The 15858-nt window shown below is 69.0% G+C and carries 13 protein-coding genes; 6 read left to right on the top strand and 7 right to left on the bottom strand.

Annotated elements, in window-relative coordinates; all coding sequences use genetic code 11:
* Positions 1-76: 76 nt before the first annotated feature.
* Together ACV22W_RS04295 and ACV22W_RS04300 are read right to left on the bottom strand one after the other, a co-directional pair.
* Complete coding sequence (locus ACV22W_RS04295; RefSeq protein ID WP_448017949.1) at positions 77-1387, bottom strand: MFS transporter; 1311 nt, start codon at positions 1385-1387, stop codon at positions 77-79.
* 113 nt (positions 1388-1500) lie between these two features.
* A complete protein-coding gene (locus ACV22W_RS04300) occupies positions 1501-2517 on the bottom strand; it encodes an ABC transporter substrate-binding protein (protein WP_448017951.1) in 1017 nt (338 codons plus the stop codon).
* A 236-nt stretch (positions 2518-2753) separates the two neighbouring features.
* Between ACV22W_RS04300 and ACV22W_RS04305 the strand changes: the two genes are divergently transcribed.
* Both ACV22W_RS04305 and ACV22W_RS04310 read left to right on the top strand, forming a co-directional pair.
* Positions 2754-3419, top strand: a complete 666-nt coding sequence (locus ACV22W_RS04305; RefSeq protein WP_448017953.1) for a response regulator transcription factor — start codon at positions 2754-2756, stop codon at positions 3417-3419.
* Complete coding sequence (locus ACV22W_RS04310) at positions 3406-4821, top strand: sensor histidine kinase (protein ID WP_448017954.1); 1416 nt, start codon at positions 3406-3408, stop codon at positions 4819-4821. Before ACV22W_RS04305 ends, ACV22W_RS04310 begins: the two co-directional genes overlap by 14 nt.
* Here ACV22W_RS04310 and ACV22W_RS04315 read toward each other — a convergent pair.
* Positions 4818-5249 (bottom strand): Lrp/AsnC family transcriptional regulator, encoded by a 432-nt coding sequence (locus ACV22W_RS04315; protein ID WP_448017956.1) that lies wholly within the window; start codon positions 5247-5249, stop codon positions 4818-4820. The two genes, ACV22W_RS04310 and ACV22W_RS04315, sit on opposite strands and share 4 nt — an antisense overlap.
* 295 nt (positions 5250-5544) lie before the next feature.
* Between ACV22W_RS04315 and ACV22W_RS04320 the strand changes: the two genes are divergently transcribed.
* Together ACV22W_RS04320 and ctlX are read left to right on the top strand one after the other, a co-directional pair.
* Positions 5545-6624: an ornithine cyclodeaminase gene (locus ACV22W_RS04320; RefSeq protein ID WP_448017958.1), complete on the top strand. Its 1080-nt coding sequence runs from the start codon at positions 5545-5547 to the stop codon at positions 6622-6624.
* A gap of 58 nt (positions 6625-6682) precedes the next feature.
* Positions 6683-7684 (top strand): citrulline utilization hydrolase CtlX, encoded by a 1002-nt coding sequence (ctlX, locus tag ACV22W_RS04325; RefSeq protein ID WP_448017960.1) that lies wholly within the window; start codon positions 6683-6685, stop codon positions 7682-7684.
* Between the two features lie 151 nt (positions 7685-7835).
* Here ctlX and ACV22W_RS04330 read toward each other — a convergent pair whose 3' ends face one another.
* The 4 genes from ACV22W_RS04330 to ACV22W_RS04345 form a co-directional block, all read right to left on the bottom strand.
* Positions 7836-10586, bottom strand: coding sequence for an Hsp70 family protein (locus ACV22W_RS04330; protein WP_448017961.1), 2751 nt, complete (start codon positions 10584-10586; stop codon positions 7836-7838).
* A gap of 5 nt (positions 10587-10591) precedes the next feature.
* On the bottom strand, positions 10592-12433 hold the full coding sequence (locus tag ACV22W_RS04335; RefSeq protein ID WP_448017963.1) for an Hsp70 family protein: 1842 nt from the start codon (positions 12431-12433) through the stop codon (positions 10592-10594).
* On the bottom strand, positions 12430-13020 hold the full coding sequence (locus ACV22W_RS04340; protein WP_448017965.1) for a DUF2760 domain-containing protein: 591 nt from the start codon (positions 13018-13020) through the stop codon (positions 12430-12432). The genes ACV22W_RS04335 and ACV22W_RS04340 overlap by 4 nt, the downstream gene beginning before the upstream one ends.
* A gap of 259 nt (positions 13021-13279) precedes the next feature.
* Positions 13280-13720 (bottom strand): RrF2 family transcriptional regulator, encoded by a 441-nt coding sequence (locus ACV22W_RS04345; protein WP_448017967.1) that lies wholly within the window; start codon positions 13718-13720, stop codon positions 13280-13282.
* Positions 13721-13863: 143 nt separating this feature from the next.
* On the opposite strand from ACV22W_RS04345, the gene ACV22W_RS04350 reads away from it, so the two are divergent.
* Positions 13864-14778 (top strand): NAD(P)/FAD-dependent oxidoreductase, encoded by a 915-nt coding sequence (locus ACV22W_RS04350; protein WP_448017969.1) that lies wholly within the window; start codon positions 13864-13866, stop codon positions 14776-14778.
* A 66-nt stretch (positions 14779-14844) separates the two neighbouring features.
* Positions 14845-15804 (top strand): LysR family transcriptional regulator, encoded by a 960-nt coding sequence (locus ACV22W_RS04355; RefSeq protein WP_059818611.1) that lies wholly within the window; start codon positions 14845-14847, stop codon positions 15802-15804.
* The last annotated feature ends 54 nt before the right edge of the window (positions 15805-15858 follow it).

Below are 15858 nucleotides of genomic sequence, written 5' to 3' on the forward strand. Positions count from 1 at the left end.
GCGTGCACCGTAGCACATCGGAACGATCGGAAGCTGGGGCCGCGCGGACCCGCAGCCCCGATGCGTCCCGCGCCCCTCACGCCCGCGCCGCCACCATCTCCCGCTCCGAGCGCGTCCACGCGACCAGCGCGCCGATGCCGAGCAGCGCGAGGCACACGATCGGCACGATCATCGGCCCGAATGCAGTGCCCGTCACCTTGCCCGCGAACGGCATCAGGTTCTGGCTGAAGAAGCCGCCGAGGTTACCGATCGAGTTGATCGCCGCGACGCTCGCCGCCGCACGCGCACCGGTGAAGTAGCGCGGCGGCATCGACCAGAAGCACGGGTACAACAGCGGGATGCACGCGCCGCCGAGCACGAGCGCGACGAAGCGCAGCGGCGTCGACGGCAGCACGAGGCTCAGCAGGAAGCCGAGCGCGCCGAGCGCCGCGACGATCGCGATCGTGCGCAGGATGCTCTTCGCGCGGCGCAGCTTCGACGGCAGCCACAGCAGCAGCAGCACCGCGAGCGCCCACGGCAGCATGCTCAGCAAGCCGTTCGTGCTGCTCGACACGCCGAACGATTTGACGATCGTCGGCAGCCAGTACGTGACGCCGTACAGCGACGTCGACATCAGCATGTAGGTCGCCGCGAACAGCATCACGCGCGGATCGAGCAGCGCCTTCCACGGCTGCGCATGCTCCGCCTGCGCCGGCTTCTCGCGCTCGAGCGCGGCCGCGACGATCTGCTTCTCGCGCTCGTCGAGGAACGGCGCTTCGCGGAACGACGCCGGCAGCACGCGGAACACGACGATCGCGACGAGCACGGCCGGGATGCCCGTCGCCACGAACACCCACTGCCAGCCCGCGAGCCCCCACACGCCGTTCAGGCTCAGCAGCACGCCGCCGACCAGCGAGCCGAGCATGTTCGCGAGCGCACTGCCGAGCGTGAAGATGCCGAGCACCTTCGCGCGGTAGCTCTGCGGAAACCACAGCGTCAGGTAATAGATCACGCCCGGATAGAAGCCGGCCTCCGCGATCCCGAGCAGAAAGCGCAGCGAACAGAACGCGGGCATCGACGTCGTGAAGCCCATCAGCACGGTGATGAGGCCCCACGTCAGCATGATCCGCGCGAGCCACACGCGCGCGCCGTAGCGATGCAGCGCGAGCGTGCTCGGCACCTCGAACAGCAGGTAGCCGATGAAGAACAGCGACGACGCGAGACCGAACGCGGCCTCGGTCATCCCGAGGCTGTGCACCATCTGCAGTTTCGCGAAGCCGACGTTCTGCCGGTCGATGAACGCGATCAGGAACATCACGACGAGGATGGGCATCAGGCGCCGCGCCATCTTCGACATGACGCGCTGCTCTTCTGTGGACGCGGGGTCCAGGGTTTCGGTGGTATTCACTGCGGGCTCCTCCGTGAATCGGTTGCTTGTCGGTTGAATCGGCGCCGCGCGCGATGCACGCGCGGGCGCAGGGGTGTTCGATGAAATCGGGGTTCGGCGACGGACGGCGACGGTCAGCCGGTCCGGTAGTCGTCGAGCATCGGCGCGAACATCTCGTGCCACGCGCGCGGCTTCGCCTTGATCGTGCCTGCGAGATACAGGAATTCGACGTAGTCCATCAGCTGGTTCGGCCGCACCGAGAAACGCGTGTCCGGCGCGGCGAGCATCTGCATCACGTCGTCGTGCGACACGCCGACACCCGACGAGGCCGCATACAGCGCGGCCGCCGCACGCGGGTCCTGCGCGATCAGGCGGTTCGCTTCGTCGAGTGCACCGAGAAATGCCGAGGCCAGCGCGGGCTCCGTATCGACGAGCCGCTTCGGCGCGAACACGACGTCGAGCGTCAGCGGGCCGAGCACGTCGACCGAATTCACGACGCGATGAATGCCCGGCTGGCGCAGCTCGAGCGTCGAGAACGGCGGTGACGTGAAGTGCGCGGTGACGCCGTTCTCGCGGCGGATCAGCGCCTGCATCGCCTGCGGATGCGGCAGGTTCACGGTGATCGAATCGAGCTGCGCGAAATGCTTCGCGCCGAGCTGCCGGCTCGCGACCATCTGCAGCACGACCGCCGACAGCGACGTGCGGATGCCCGGTACGGCGATCCGGTCGGACGGCGTGAAGTCGCGCAGCGACGCGAGGCCCGGCCGATTCGCATTGAGCGACAGCGATGTCGTGGACAATCCGCTGATGCCGATCACCTCGACGTTCGGAATCCCGCGCGCCCGCGCCCACAGCTCGATGAAGCCCGGCGCGCCGGCGCCCGCGAAATCGAGCGTGCCGGCCATCATCGCGTCGTTGACGGAATTGCCGCCGTCGAGCAGCACCCAGTCGACCGCGACCTCGCGCAGGCCGTGCCGCGCCGCGTGACGCTCGAACAGGCGCTGCTTCTCCATCACGAGCAGCGGCAGGTACAGCACGCCATAGCCTTTCGAGATCCGCACCGTGCGCGGCTTCGCGCGCACCAGCGACGGTGCGGCAAGCATGCCGAGGCCGGCGGCGAGCAACGCGCGGCGGCGTGGCGACGTGATCATGCGCATGCCTGCGGACGGTGGGCGGCAAGCGACGACGCGGCAGCCCGCGTCAGGCTTCGCCGTGCATTCGGCCGCGCCTTCGTCGTGCCCGTGACATGCTGCATGTTGCCGTCTCCTCTGGTATTAATGCCGTCATCGCTCGTTCCGGCTGAACACAGGTTATCGAGCGAGTCTGAGAAAATGCTGACATCCCGGCCCCGGGAAAACCCCTAACTCATCTACCTGCAAACGGCACCATGCGCATTCTCGTCGTGGAGGACGATGCCGAAATCGGCGCGGCGATCCGCAGCCGCCTCACGCGGCTCGGCCATGCCGTCGATCTCGAAACCAACGGCTCGACCGCGAACGGCTTGCTGCGCGTCGAGCGCTTCGACCTCGTCGTGCTCGATGCGAACCTGCCCGGCCTCGACGGCTTCGCGGTGCTGCGCAACCTGCGCACGTCGGGCAGCACGACGCCGGTGCTGCTCGTTACCGCGCGTTCCGCGATCGACGACCGCGTGAGCGGCCTCGGCCTCGGCGCCGACGACTATCTCGTGAAGCCGTTCGACTACCGCGAACTCGATGCGCGCGTCCAGGCGCTGCTGCGTCGCAACAGCGGCCATGCGAACGACGTGCTGACGCTCGGCGGCCTCGTGATCGACCGCAGCAGCCGGCTTGCCGAACTCGACGGCCAGCCGCTGTCGCTGTCGCGCCAGGAGTTCGCGCTGCTCGAGATCCTCGCAAGCCGCCCGCAGCGGATTTTCTCCAAGGACGAACTGCTGAACCAGCTGTTCAGCTTCGGCAACGAGCCGACCGCGAACGCGGTCGAGCAGTACGTGACACGCGTGCGCAGGAAGCTGCAGGGCAGTTCGGTCGAGATTCGCACCGCGCGCGGGATGGGGTATCAGATTGCGGCGCATTGACTGGTTCCCGAAGACGCTGTTCGGGCGCACGCTGCTGTTCATCGCGCTCGTCGTCGCGACCGGCGCGCTCGCGCTTGCCGTGATCGCGCGCTACTACGCGGGCGTCGCGGCCGAACGCGCGTACGACCAGTTGCTCGCTGGCGCCTCGATCCAGGTCGCGGAGAACCTGTACGTGCAGGGCGGCGTGCTCGCGCTGAACCCGCCCGTCGCCGCGCTATCGACGCTGTCGCGCTACGACCTCGTCTACTACAAGGTCGTCGACTCGCGCGGCGTCGTCGTGGCCGGCTACAACGATCTCGCGAGCTCCGCGACGCTCGCCGCCGCGAAACAGGGCCCGGCGTTCGCGAACGCCGTCTACCAGGGGCACCGGATCCGCACCGCGACCATCGCACGCTACATGCCCGAGGAAAGCACGCCGGGCTGGGCGCTCGTCACCGTTGCGCAGACAACCAATTCGCGGCAGCAGCTGACGAACGACATGAGCATCAAGGTGTGGACGCTGATCCTGCTGATGAGCGTGCTCGCGATCGGCGCGAGCGGCCTCGCGATCCGACGCGGGCTGCGCCCGCTCGCGCAGATCGGCACGATCATCGCCGCGCGCGACCCGGCCGATCTGCGGCCGGTGGCCGTCGATACGCCGAGCGAGATCGACGCGATCATCGGGTCGATCAACGGACTGATGCACCGCCTCGCCGAACGGATCAACGCGATGCAGCGCTTCATCGCCGATGCCGCGCACCAGATGCGCACGCCGCTCGCGCGCCTCGACGCACAGATCGAATTGCTCGACGGGGAAGTCGATCCCGCGCGCCATGCGGCGCGGCTCGATGCGCTGCGCGCGACCTGCTCGGACGTCGGCCGCCTCACGGGGCAGTTGCTCAATCATGCGATGGTGATTCATCGCACCGAGGTCGTGCCGCTGCAACCCGTCGACCTCGTCGCGCTCGCGAAGGACGTGCTCGGCCGCACGATTCCGCTCGCGGACGCGCGCGACGTGGCCGTCGCTTTCGCGAGCGACGCGCCGCATGCGTGGATCGACGGCGATGCGATCAGTCTCCAGGAGGCGTTGTCGAACGTGCTGCACAACGCGCTGCTGCACGGGCATGCGGACGACATCGTCGTGTCGGTCGCCAGCGTGGGTAATGCGGATCAAGCGGTGACGCTGACCGTCACCGACAACGGGCGAGGGATTCCGCGCGAGCATTGGGACGCGGCGCTGCAGCCGTTCGTCCGGATCGCGCCGGACGGCAGCGAGCGTCGAACCGGGTCGGGGCTCGGGCTCGCGATCGTGCAGGAAGTGATGAAGGCGCACGGCGGGCGCATCGGGTTCGCGTTTCCCGATGCGGGCGGGTTCGCGGTGGTGCTGACGTTTCCGCGAGCGGTGACGAAGCGCCCAGGTTAAGCCTTGTGCGTCGACAACAGAATGCTCGTCTCCGTATTCGCGATCCCGTCGATCAATCGGATCGCGCCGAGCACGCGGTCGAAATGCTCGAGCGAATCGGCATGCAGTTCGGCGATCAGATCCCAGCGCCCGTTGGTACTGTGGATCGACGCGACGTTCGGATGCCCGCGCAGCACCTTCACCACTTCCGCGCCGCGATTGCCCTGCACCGCGATCGACATCAGCGCGCGGATCCGGTGCCGCTCGGCTGCCGGCTTGAGCCGCACCGTATAGCCGACGATCACGCCGTTCTTCTCCAGCCGCGTCAGCCGGTTCTGCACGGTCGCGCGCGCGACGCGCAACGCCTTCGCGAGGGCGACGACGGGCATCCGCGCGTTGTCGCGCAGCAGCGCGATGAGCTGCCGGTCGACGTCGTCGAGCGTAATCATGAACGGACCTTCCTGTTGAACGTGAGACGGCCGCCAGCGTGCGGGACGGCGCGCATTTCGACCAGCATGGATCGGACAAACTGCCGGATATGGCCAGCAATCTGCCAAGTCTATCGATAAATCTGCCACTTTTGCCGTCTTTTTGTTGGCTCGACTCACGGAAATAATGACTCCATCGACCGGCCACACACGCCGCGACACCGTTTTTGATGGAGCCGGGGCCCGGGCCGACGCGCCCGCCCCGGTCGACCAGGACGCCTGGACACCCGTACCGGCAAGAATTGGAGACAAACCGATGACCCGCTTCCTCGACGTTCCCGCCACCGCCCGACTGATCGCCAGGACGGGCGTCACGACGTTCCTGCGCGAGCTCGTCGACACGCTGCGCGCCGATTACCTGCACTGGGCCGATTTCGACAAGTCGCCGCGCGTCGCGTGCCACTCGCGCGACGGCGTGATCGAGCTGATGCCCGTCGCGAACGCATCGCTGTTCGCGTTCAAGTACGTGAACGGCCACCCCGTCAACGCAGCGCGCGGCATGCACACGGTAATGGCGTTCGGCGCGCTCGCCGAAGTCGACACCGGCTATCCGCTGCTGCTCGCCGAACTCACGCTGACCACCGCGCTGCGCACGGCCGCGACGTCGGTGCTCGCCGCGCAGGCGCTCGCCCGCCCCGACTCGCGCACGATGGCGCTGATCGGCAACGGCGCGCAGAGCGAATTCCAGGCGATCGCGTTCCATACGCTGCTGGGCATCGACGAAATCCGCGTGTTCGACGTCGACCGCCAAGCGACTGACAAGCTCGTGAAGAACCTCGCCGCCTACCCTGAATTACGCATCGTGCGCGCCGCGTCGACCGCCGACGCCGTGCGCGGCGCCGACATCGTGACGACCGTCACCGCCGACAAGGCGTACGCGACGATCGTCACCACCGACATGATCGAGCCCGGCATGCACCTGAACGCGGTCGGCGGCGATTGCCCGGGCAAGACCGAGCTCGAGGCGGGCGTGCTGCAAGCGGGCCGCGTGTTCGTCGAATTCGAGCCGCAGTCGCGCATCGAGGGCGAAATCCAGCAGATGCCGGCCGACTTTCCGGTGACCGAGCTGTGGCGCGTGCTGCAGGGCGAGACGGCCGGCCGCGAAGGCGCGGACGAAGTCACGGTGTTCGACTCGGTCGGCTTCGCACTCGAGGACTACTCGGCGCTGCGCTACCTGTACGCGCTCGCGCAGCAGCACAACGCGGGCGTCGAGATCGCGCTGATTCCGCCGGCCGTCGATCCGAAGAACCTGTTCGCGCTGATCGACGATCCGGCCGCGATCGCGCAGGGTCACGCGGCCTTCGTGACCGAAGCCGTCGCCGCGTTCGCGCGCTGATCGTCATCCCGGGCGGCGTGCGCGCCGCCCTGCTTCCCGCTTCTCGCCCTCACCGTTCATGAATCTCGTATCGATCCAGGCGCCGACATCCGTCGTGATGATCCGGCCGCACCGCTTCCTGCCGAATCCGCAGACCGCCGCCGACAACGCGTTCCAGCGCACGGCCGCCGCCGGGGCAAACGACACCGCATCGGTGTCGGCCGCCGCGCGCGACGAAGTCACGGCCGCGGCGCAGACGCTCGCCGAGGCAGGCGTGCGCGTGCACGTGTTCGACGACCACGGCGAGCGCGACACGCCCGACTCCGTGTTCCCGAACAACTGGTTCTCGACCCATCCGGGCGGGCATGTCGCGCTGTTTCCGATGTATAGCCCGAACCGCCGCCGCGAGCGACGCGCGGACATCGTCGAGATGCTGAAGGCGCAATACCGCGTGCAGGACGTGATCGACTACTCGGGGCTCGAATACGACGACGTGTTCCTCGAAGGCACCGGCGCGATGGTGCTCGACCACGTCGCGCGGATCGCGTACACCGCGCGTTCGCGCCGCGCCGATCCGGTCGCGCTCGAACGCTTCTGCACGCACTTCAACTTCGAGCCGATCTGCTTCGACACGGCCGACGCGAACGGGAACCCGATCTATCACACGAACGTGATGATGAGCGTCGCAACGGCGTTCGCGATGATCGGCCTCGACCTGATCGCCGACCGCCGGCGCCGCGACGAAATCGCGCAACGCCTGACCGAAACGGGCCGCACGGTGATCGCGCTCGATCACGCGCAGATCGCGAATTTCGCGGGCAATACGCTGGAATTGTCGGGCAAGGACGGGCGCGTGCTCGCGCTGTCGCGGCGCGCGTTCGACTGCCTCACGGGCGACCAGCGCGCGACGATCGAGCGCTCCGCGCGGCTGCTGCCGCTCGACGTGCCGACGATCGAACTGGCCGGCGGCTCGGTGCGCTGCATGCTCGCGGGCATACACCTCGCGCGGCGGGCAACCGCGCCGGATGCGATCGCCGTGGAATCGGTCGCGTTGCCACGCGAGACGACGCCGCAAATCTGACCGGCAGACTCACGAAGCACGAACGGCTGCCGATGCGATGCAACGGCAGCCGTTTCTTGTTCGAAGGGTATTGAATCGGCGGGCGTCGGCCCGCATCGGCAACGCCGCAGAATGCTCCGGTATCCGAACGATACCGGAGCCCTCGCGCCGCTCACCCCGCCAGCAGCTTCAACCCGGCCGGCAGCGTTTCGCCGAACACGCGTGCCGTGTCGGCTTCGTCGAACGCGATCGCCTCGCGCACCATGTCGATCCACGCGGCCGACGCATTCGCGGCCGACAGACGCCGGATCACGGCCTCACGTGTCTCGTCCGGCAAATCGCGTTCGCGGTCACCCGTCATCCGCGCGATTTGCGCGACCGCGAATGCCGCGGGTTCGACCTGCTTCCAGTCGAGCGCGAACAGCGCGTCGAGCCAGCGGTTCGCGACATCGGCCGGCACGACACTGTGCGCGCTGCCGTAGAACGGCCGCCGCGCACCGATCCGCCCGAGCGCCCACGCGCAGAGCGTGCGCTCGGCCGGCTTCTGCAATTGCACGATCAAACGCTCGGCCAGTTCCACCTTGCGCTCGACCGGCAATCGTTCGAGCGACGCGGACAAGCGCGTCATGTCGGCCGGGCCGACCTTGGCCGGGTCGAACGGCAGCTTGCGGCGCTTGTCGTCGGACGGTTCGAGGAACGCAATGGCGTCGCGCACCTGCGCCTGCGCGTCGTCGTCGAGGCCGCCGGCCGCGCGCCGCCACAGCGTCCACCACTCGGACCACACCTGCGCGTCGTTCACGTATTGAATCCCGTCGTCGAACAGCGGCCACAGCTGTTCGATGCGCCACGCATCGAGCGGATGGCCGAAGCCCGGGCGCAGGCAATATCCGGCGAGGTTCAGCCACGCGCGTTCGTGATCGGCCGAGCGCCGGCGGCGACGCGCCCGCGCGAGCAACGCGTCGAACAGTTCGCGCGCGAGTGCGACGTCCCACTCGTCGCGCGGGCCGAGCACCTGTTCAAGTTGTGCACGCAACCGTCGCGTGTCCTTCGGCGTGACGTCCGCGGCCTTGCTGCCGAACGAGCGGTCGATCAGCTCGATCGCATGATCGAGACGCGGATGGCGCGCGAGCGCGGTGTCGCCGACCTGTGCGGGCGCATCGCCGCGCAACTGGAATTCGAGCCGCCAGCGTCGCGACGTGTCGTCGGTCGCGATGCAGTGCATTTCGAGCGTGCCGACTTCGGTCAGCGATGCCGTGAGTTTCACCGGCGTTTCGCGTGCGTCGCTGCCGGCTTGCCGGTCGACGACCGTCGCGATCGGCGGCAACCGCACGAAATCGCCGCCTGCCAGTTCGACGAGGTCGCCGGGCCGGTATGCCGTCTCGGCCACCGTCGACACGAGGTGGAAACGCACCGGCTGCCCGAGCTGGAGCGCGAACGTGCGCTCCTCGAGCCGGATCTCGCGGCCCTCTTCGGAACCGCGCGGCAGCAGGCAGACGCCACGCGCGGCCGCGTCGCCGTCACCGTCGTCGAGCACGAGGAAATAACTGCGCGCGGAGCCGCCGCCGATGCGCGGCGCATGCCCCGCCCGCGCAAGCCCGTAGGCCACCGCGCCGCGCGCGACCGCCACGTCCGGATGCGCGTTGTGCAGCACGTCGAGCGGCGCGCCGCGCCACGCGCCGAGCGTCTGCGCGAGACGGCCGGCGAGCGCGCCCGCGCGAAACACGCCGCCATTGAGCAGCAGCGTGTCGGGCAGCGGCCCTTCCGCGTGGCGATTCAGGAACGCGGCGACGTGGCGCGTGACGGCCGGGTCGCTCGCATACGGCAAGCCGAATTCGACGATCGCGGCCCGCGCGCGGCGCGGCAGCTCGCCGGCGTCGACCTGCGGAAAGAAGCCGTCGACGACGATCTGCTCGACTTCCTGCCGCGTCAGCTCGGCCGAGCGCGCGCCGCCGACGAGCTTGCTGCCCGCGCCGAGCAGCGTCACGGTGACGGACGCCGGCGCGTCGTCGCCGAGCAGCCGCTCCTTCGCCGCGCGGCAGCGTTCGACGAGCTGCGACAGGCTCGCGGCGGACAGCCGTGTGCCGGGCTCGGTCAGCCGCGTCTCGACCAGACGCGCGAGTGCGAGGTCCATGTTGTCGCCGCCGAGCATCAGGTGATTGCCGACGCCGACGCGCGTGAAGGCCGGTTCGCCGTCGTCGCCCGGCGCGACGTCGACGAGCGTGAGATCGGTCGTGCCGCCGCCGACGTCGCAGATCAGCACGCGGCGCGCGGCGGCAAACGTCTCGCGCAACGTCTCGCGCTGGCCGTACAACCAGTCGTAGAACGCGGCCTGCGGCTCTTCCAGCAACCGCAACGCCGGCAGTTTCGCGCGTCTGGCGGCCTCGACCGTCAACGCGCGCGCGCCGTCGTCGAACGATGCCGGCACCGTCAGGATGACGTCCTGCTTCGCGAGCGGCGCGTCGGGAAAGCGTGCATCCCACGCGGCGCGCACGTGCGCGAGATAGCTCGCGCTCGCGTCGACCGGCGACACCTTGTCGACGCCTTCGGCCGCGCCCCACGGCAGGATCGGTGCGAGCCGGTCGACCGATGCGTGCGACAGCCAGCTCTTCGCGCTGGTGACGAGCCGCCCCGGCACCTGCGCGCCGAGCGTGCGCGCATATCGCCCGATCACGGCCGGCGGCGCACCGGCCGCGGCCGCGCCGGCCGTCGAATCGGACGCCCAGGGCAAGCGCAGCGCGTCCGGCGGCAGTTCGCCCGCCGCCGGGTGATAGCGCACCGACGGCAGCAGCGGCTGCGCGGCCACCGCGCCGGTGCCGACCAGCTGCTCGACGTCGAACACGCGGATCGCGTCGGAGCCGGCCTCGACGTATGCGACGACCGTGTTGCTCGTGCCGAGGTCGATGCCGACCGTATAGCGCTTCATCGCGCTCAGGCGGCGCCGCGCACGTCGAACTCGACCTTCCAGCGCTCGTTCGTGCCGCTCGGGATCGCCTCGAGTTCGAGCGTGCCGGCTTCGGTCACGCGCGCGTGCAGCTTGACCGGCACGACCTCGCCGACCGTACGCCCTTCGGCAGGCAGCGTTGCCTGGATTTCCTCGAGCTCCTGCAGCTCTTCGGGCGACCAATAGTCGAGCAGCGTGCCGACCTCGTCCTGACGACGCACCGACGATCCGAAGAAGCGGAACTGCACCGGTTCGCCGACGACGAGGCCGAACTCCTGCGGCGGCAGCGCCGCATCCGAGCCTTCCTCCATCCCGAACGGCGCGACGCACAGCGCCTGCACCGGCGGCTCCAGCCCCGGCACCGCGGGCATCGCCGACTCGATCGCGACGTAGTACGCACGCGCCGTGCCGCCGCGGATACGCACGCCGCGGCCGCGCTTCACGTAACCGTAATAGGCCGCGCCGCGCGCGACCGCCAGATCGAGATCCGCGCCTTCGAGCAGGCGCGCGGACGGCGCGCCTTCGGCGGCCAGCCAGCTGTTGAGCGTGTCGAGCACGCGCTGCGTGAGCAGCGTCGACTTGAACACGCCGCCGTTGAACAGCACCGCGGTCGGATGCAGGAAGGTCGCGCCTTGCGGCAGCGTGCGCTGCACGCCGTCGAGCGCGTCGAGCGCCGCGACCTGGCGGCCGAGGAACGCCGCGAGATGGCGCGTGATGCCCGCGTCCTGCGCATACGGCAGGCCGAGTTGCGTCAGGCCGACGCGCGCGCGGCTCACCGGACGCGCCGCCGCATCGACTTGCGGGAAGAAGCCTTCGAGGATCGTCTGCGTGAGTTCCGCGCGCGTCAGCTCCGTGCGGATCGAGCCGCCGATCAGCTTCGAGCCGCGGCTCGGCACGACGAGCGGCACCGCGTCGGTCGTCGGGTCGGACAGCAGGGTTTCTTTCGCGGCGCGGCACGCGTAGGTCAGCGCGCGCAGTTGCCACGGATCGGCCTGCGTGCCCTGCTGCGCGAGCTTGCGCGCGACCACGTGCGCGAGCGCGAGGTCCATGTTGTCGCCGCCGAGCAGGATGTGCTCGCCAACCGCCACGCGATGCAGTTCCAGGTTGCCTTCGCGCTCGACCACCGCGATCAGCGACAGGTCGGTGGTGCCGCCGCCGACGTCCACGCACAGGATCAGGTCGCCGACCCGCACCTGCTTGCGCCAGCCGCCTTCGCTCTTCTGGATCCAGCTGTAGAGCGCCGCCTGCGGCTCCTCGAGCAGCGTCATCCGCGAATAGCCGGCGGCACGCGCGGCTTCCGCCGTCAGTTCGCGCGCCGCCGGGTCGAACGACGCGGGGATCGTGACCGTCACGTCCTGGTCGGCGAACGGCGCGTCGGGATGCGCGTGGTCCCACGCTTCGCGCAGGTGCGTCAGGTAGCGAATCGAGCTTTCCAGCGGCGACACGCGCGACACCTCGGGCGGCGCATCGCTCGGCAGGATCGCCGCGCGGCGATCGACACCCGGATGGCACAGCCAGCTCTTCGCGCTCGACACGAGGCGGATCGGCGTGCCCGCGCCGCGGGTACGCGCCATTTCGCCGACCGCGAAGCCGCGCGAGGCCGTCCACGGCAGCGCCAGGTCGCCCTGCGTCAGCTCGCTTTCATGCGGAAGATAGAGGAACGACGGCAGCAGGTCGCGCGACTCCAGCGCGCCGGGCGCGGTCAGCTGCGCGATCGGCAGCACCTGCTGCGTGATCTTTTCGCCGTCGCTCGCGGCGCTGTCGACGTACGACAGCGCGCAATGGGTCGTACCGAGGTCGATACCGATCGAATAGCGCGGATCGCTCACAGTTCCACCTCCGCCGGTGCGACCACCGATGCGTCGTGGCTGCCCGTCAGCTTCGGCAGGCGCACGTCGACCACACGCCAGCCGCGATGGCTGACCGTACCCGTGAACGGCGCGGCACCGACCACGTTGCCCGTCACCCGCACGGCCGTCGCGTCGAAGCCGGCCGGCAGCGTCACGCGGCTGCCTTCTGCTTCATCGCGCACCGGAACGATCGTGAAGTGCTCGCGCAGCGCTGCGCGGCAGCCGTCGTGCACGAGGCGTGCGGCGGCGCCGATGTCGGCGTCCGCATAGCCGGCGATGTCTTCCTCGACGAAGTCGACGAAGCGCGCATCGCGCTGCAGCAGGCCGAGCAGTTGCAGCGCGGCTTGCGGGCTCGCTTCGTGCAGCTCGGGGGCCGGGGCCTTCACGGGCGCGGGTGCCGGAGCCGCGGCGGGGGCCGGTGCAACCGGCGCCGGGGCGACCGGTGCCGGCGCGCCGTCGCGCACGCGCAGCACGCCGGCCGCGAACTCGCGGTTGCCGATCACGGAAAAGAACGTGCCGACGGCCAGCGACAGCCGGCCGAAGAAGGACAGGTTGGATTCGGGCATGGGGTCTGGACTCCTGTGGGCTCGCGACACGGCGAGCATCTTGCCTGGGCGCCGGGCGGCGGCGTGCGATGGCGCACCGCCGCCGCCCGGCGCGTGATTCGGGCGCGCCCTCTCGGGTGCGGAAAACCCGTATTTTGCCCTGTGGCGGGCGAATCGGGCAGAAGTTGGGGGACAGAACACGACGGCGCGCGGGTTTCGCGCGGTGCCAGATTGCGTCGGACTGCCGGCTATCGGGTGACGGTGGCGATGTTGCGGCGCGTCAGCTCGGCTTGCGGCGGCGCGCCGCCTTCGCCTCGAAATCGCGCGACAGCATGCCGAGCGTGACCTCCCCGAAGCGCGCAAGCAGCACCGCTTCGGCCTCCTTAAGCGTGGCCGACAGATGCGCGTTGACCGCCTGTTCGACCAGGCATTCGGGTGCATCCTCGGCGACCAGATCGGAAAACACCGGCGGCTCGCCCACCGCCCGATAGACGTCGAGCAGCGTGATGTCGTCGAGCGCGACGCTGAGCGCCCAGCCGCCGCCGTGCCCTTTCTCCGACTGCACGTAGCCGCAGTCGCGCAGCCCGCCGAGCAAACGCCGCACGACGACCGGATTCGTACACAGCATCGCCGCGATCGCCTCCGACGTCAGCGGGCCGTCGGCCTGGTCCATATGGATCAGCGCATGCAGCATGCGCGACAAACGGCTATCGGTTCTCATGGACGGCTGGCTCCCATTCTCGAAACTTCTGAAGTTGCGTGAATGATATCACCGGCCTATCATGCAACTTCTCGTGTTTCATGAGTTGACCGCCATCGGAGCACGTTCTTCGCTTGATACGGATTCAGGAAAGGAGTGAACACATGCAGAGCCATCATGAGGTAATCGTGATCGGCGGCAGCTTTGCCGGGCTGTCGGCCGCGATGCAGCTCGCACGCGCGCGGCGCCGCGTGCTCGTGATCGATGCCGGGCGGCCGCGTAATCGTTTCGCCGACCATGCGCACGGATTTTTCGGACAGGACGGCAAGCCGCCTGCGCAGATCGTTGCGGAAGCCGCCGCGCAACTCGCGGCGTATCCGACCGTGCAGCGGGTCGCCGGCGAGGTGCGCACCGCCGAGCGCGACGCGAACGGCTGTTTTCACGTGACGCTGGCGGACGGTAGCCGCGCAAGCGCGGAACGGCTGATCCTCGCGACCGGCATCCGCGACGAACTGCCGGCGCTGCCGGGGCTCGCGCAACGCTGGGGCGTCAGCGTGCTGCATTGTCCGTATTGCCATGGCTACGAGGTGTCGGGCCGGCAACTCGGCGTGCTGGCGACGCATCCGCTTTCCGTGCATCAGGCGATCCTGATTCCCGACTGGGGACCGACGACGTGGTTCACGCAAGGCGTCGTCGAAGCGAACGAAGAGGAAGCCGCATTGCTTGCCGCGCGTGGCGTGCGCATCGAACGGTCGCCGGTCGTCGAGATCCTCGGCGAAGCGCCGCGAATCGACGCGCTGCGGCTCGCCGACGGGCAGGTCGTGCCGATCGATGCGCTGTTCATCGGCGCGCGCACGGAGATGGCGAGCGGTCTCGCACAACAGCTCGGCTGTGCGTTCGACGACGGGCCGCTGGGTAAGGCGATTCGCGTCGATACGTGGAAGCAGACGAGCGTTCCCGGTGTGTTCGCGGCCGGCGATGCGTCGAGCCTGATGACGAACGCGACGTTCGCGTCGGCGTCCGGCGTCGCGGCCGGCGTGGGCGCGCATCGATCGCTGATTTTCGGGCTCGAGACGTGAAAAGCGTGAACCCGCATGTGGACTGATGCGGTGTAACGCTCCTTTCTTCGTCCGATGTGATGTTTAATGCTCGACAACATCAGCATCAAGAGACATGCAATGCTCGACCTTGACGATCTTCGGCTCGTTCGCGCGATCGGCGCGTCGCGCTCGTTGGCATCCGCCGCGCGCCTGCTCGACCTCACCCCGCCCGCGGTCACGATCCGCCTGCAGCGGATGGAGGCACGACTGAACGTCCGGCTCGCCGTGCGGCAGCCGAAAGGGATCGCGTTGACCGACGAGGGTCAGCGGCTGTACCAGGAAGCTGTCGGGATTCTCGAGCGCGTCGAGGCGCTGCCGGTCAATATCTCCGGCGATCACGGCGACGTGCAGGGCACGCTGCGCGTCGTCGCGCCGTTCGGCTTCGGACGCAAGTACGTCGCGCGGATCGTGCGTGACGTGCAACGCGCGCATCCGAAGCTCGAAATTTCGCTGCACCTGTCGGAGAGTCCGCTGACCAGCGCGTCGGGGGCCGACGTGGTCATCCATGTCGGGGGCCTGAAGTCGTCATCGTGGATCGGCTATCCGCTCGCGCCCAACGAGCGCTTCCTGTGCGCGAGCCCCGGTTACGCGCGGCGCATCAAGGAACTGAACCATCCGTCCGACCTCGCCCGCTACGACTGCCTGTGCCTGCGCGAAAACGACGAGGACGTTCCGCGCTGGCGCTTCTCGCAAACCGGCGATGGCAAGGGCGAATCCCGGCGATCGACGGTGATTCGCGTCACGGGTGCGCTTTCGTCGAACGACGGCACCGTCGTCACCGACTGGGCACTGGCCGGGCTCGGGATCGTGGAACGCTCCGAGTGGGACGTCGCGCCGCTGCTGGCCAGCGGCAAGCTGGTCAGGCTGCTGCCTGACTGGCATCTGCCGCCCGCGCCCGTGACCGCGCTACTGCCGTCGCGCACCGGCCGCTCCGCGCGGCAACGGGTCTTCCTCCAAGCCGCGACGCAATTTCTCGATCCGCCGCCGTGGCGCGGCAAGGCATGAGCGGCTTCCCGAGATTAAATCGAACTTAATGATCGATTTGGCTCACGTTAAACA

This window comes from Burkholderia sp. AW49-1 (assembly GCF_053427845.1).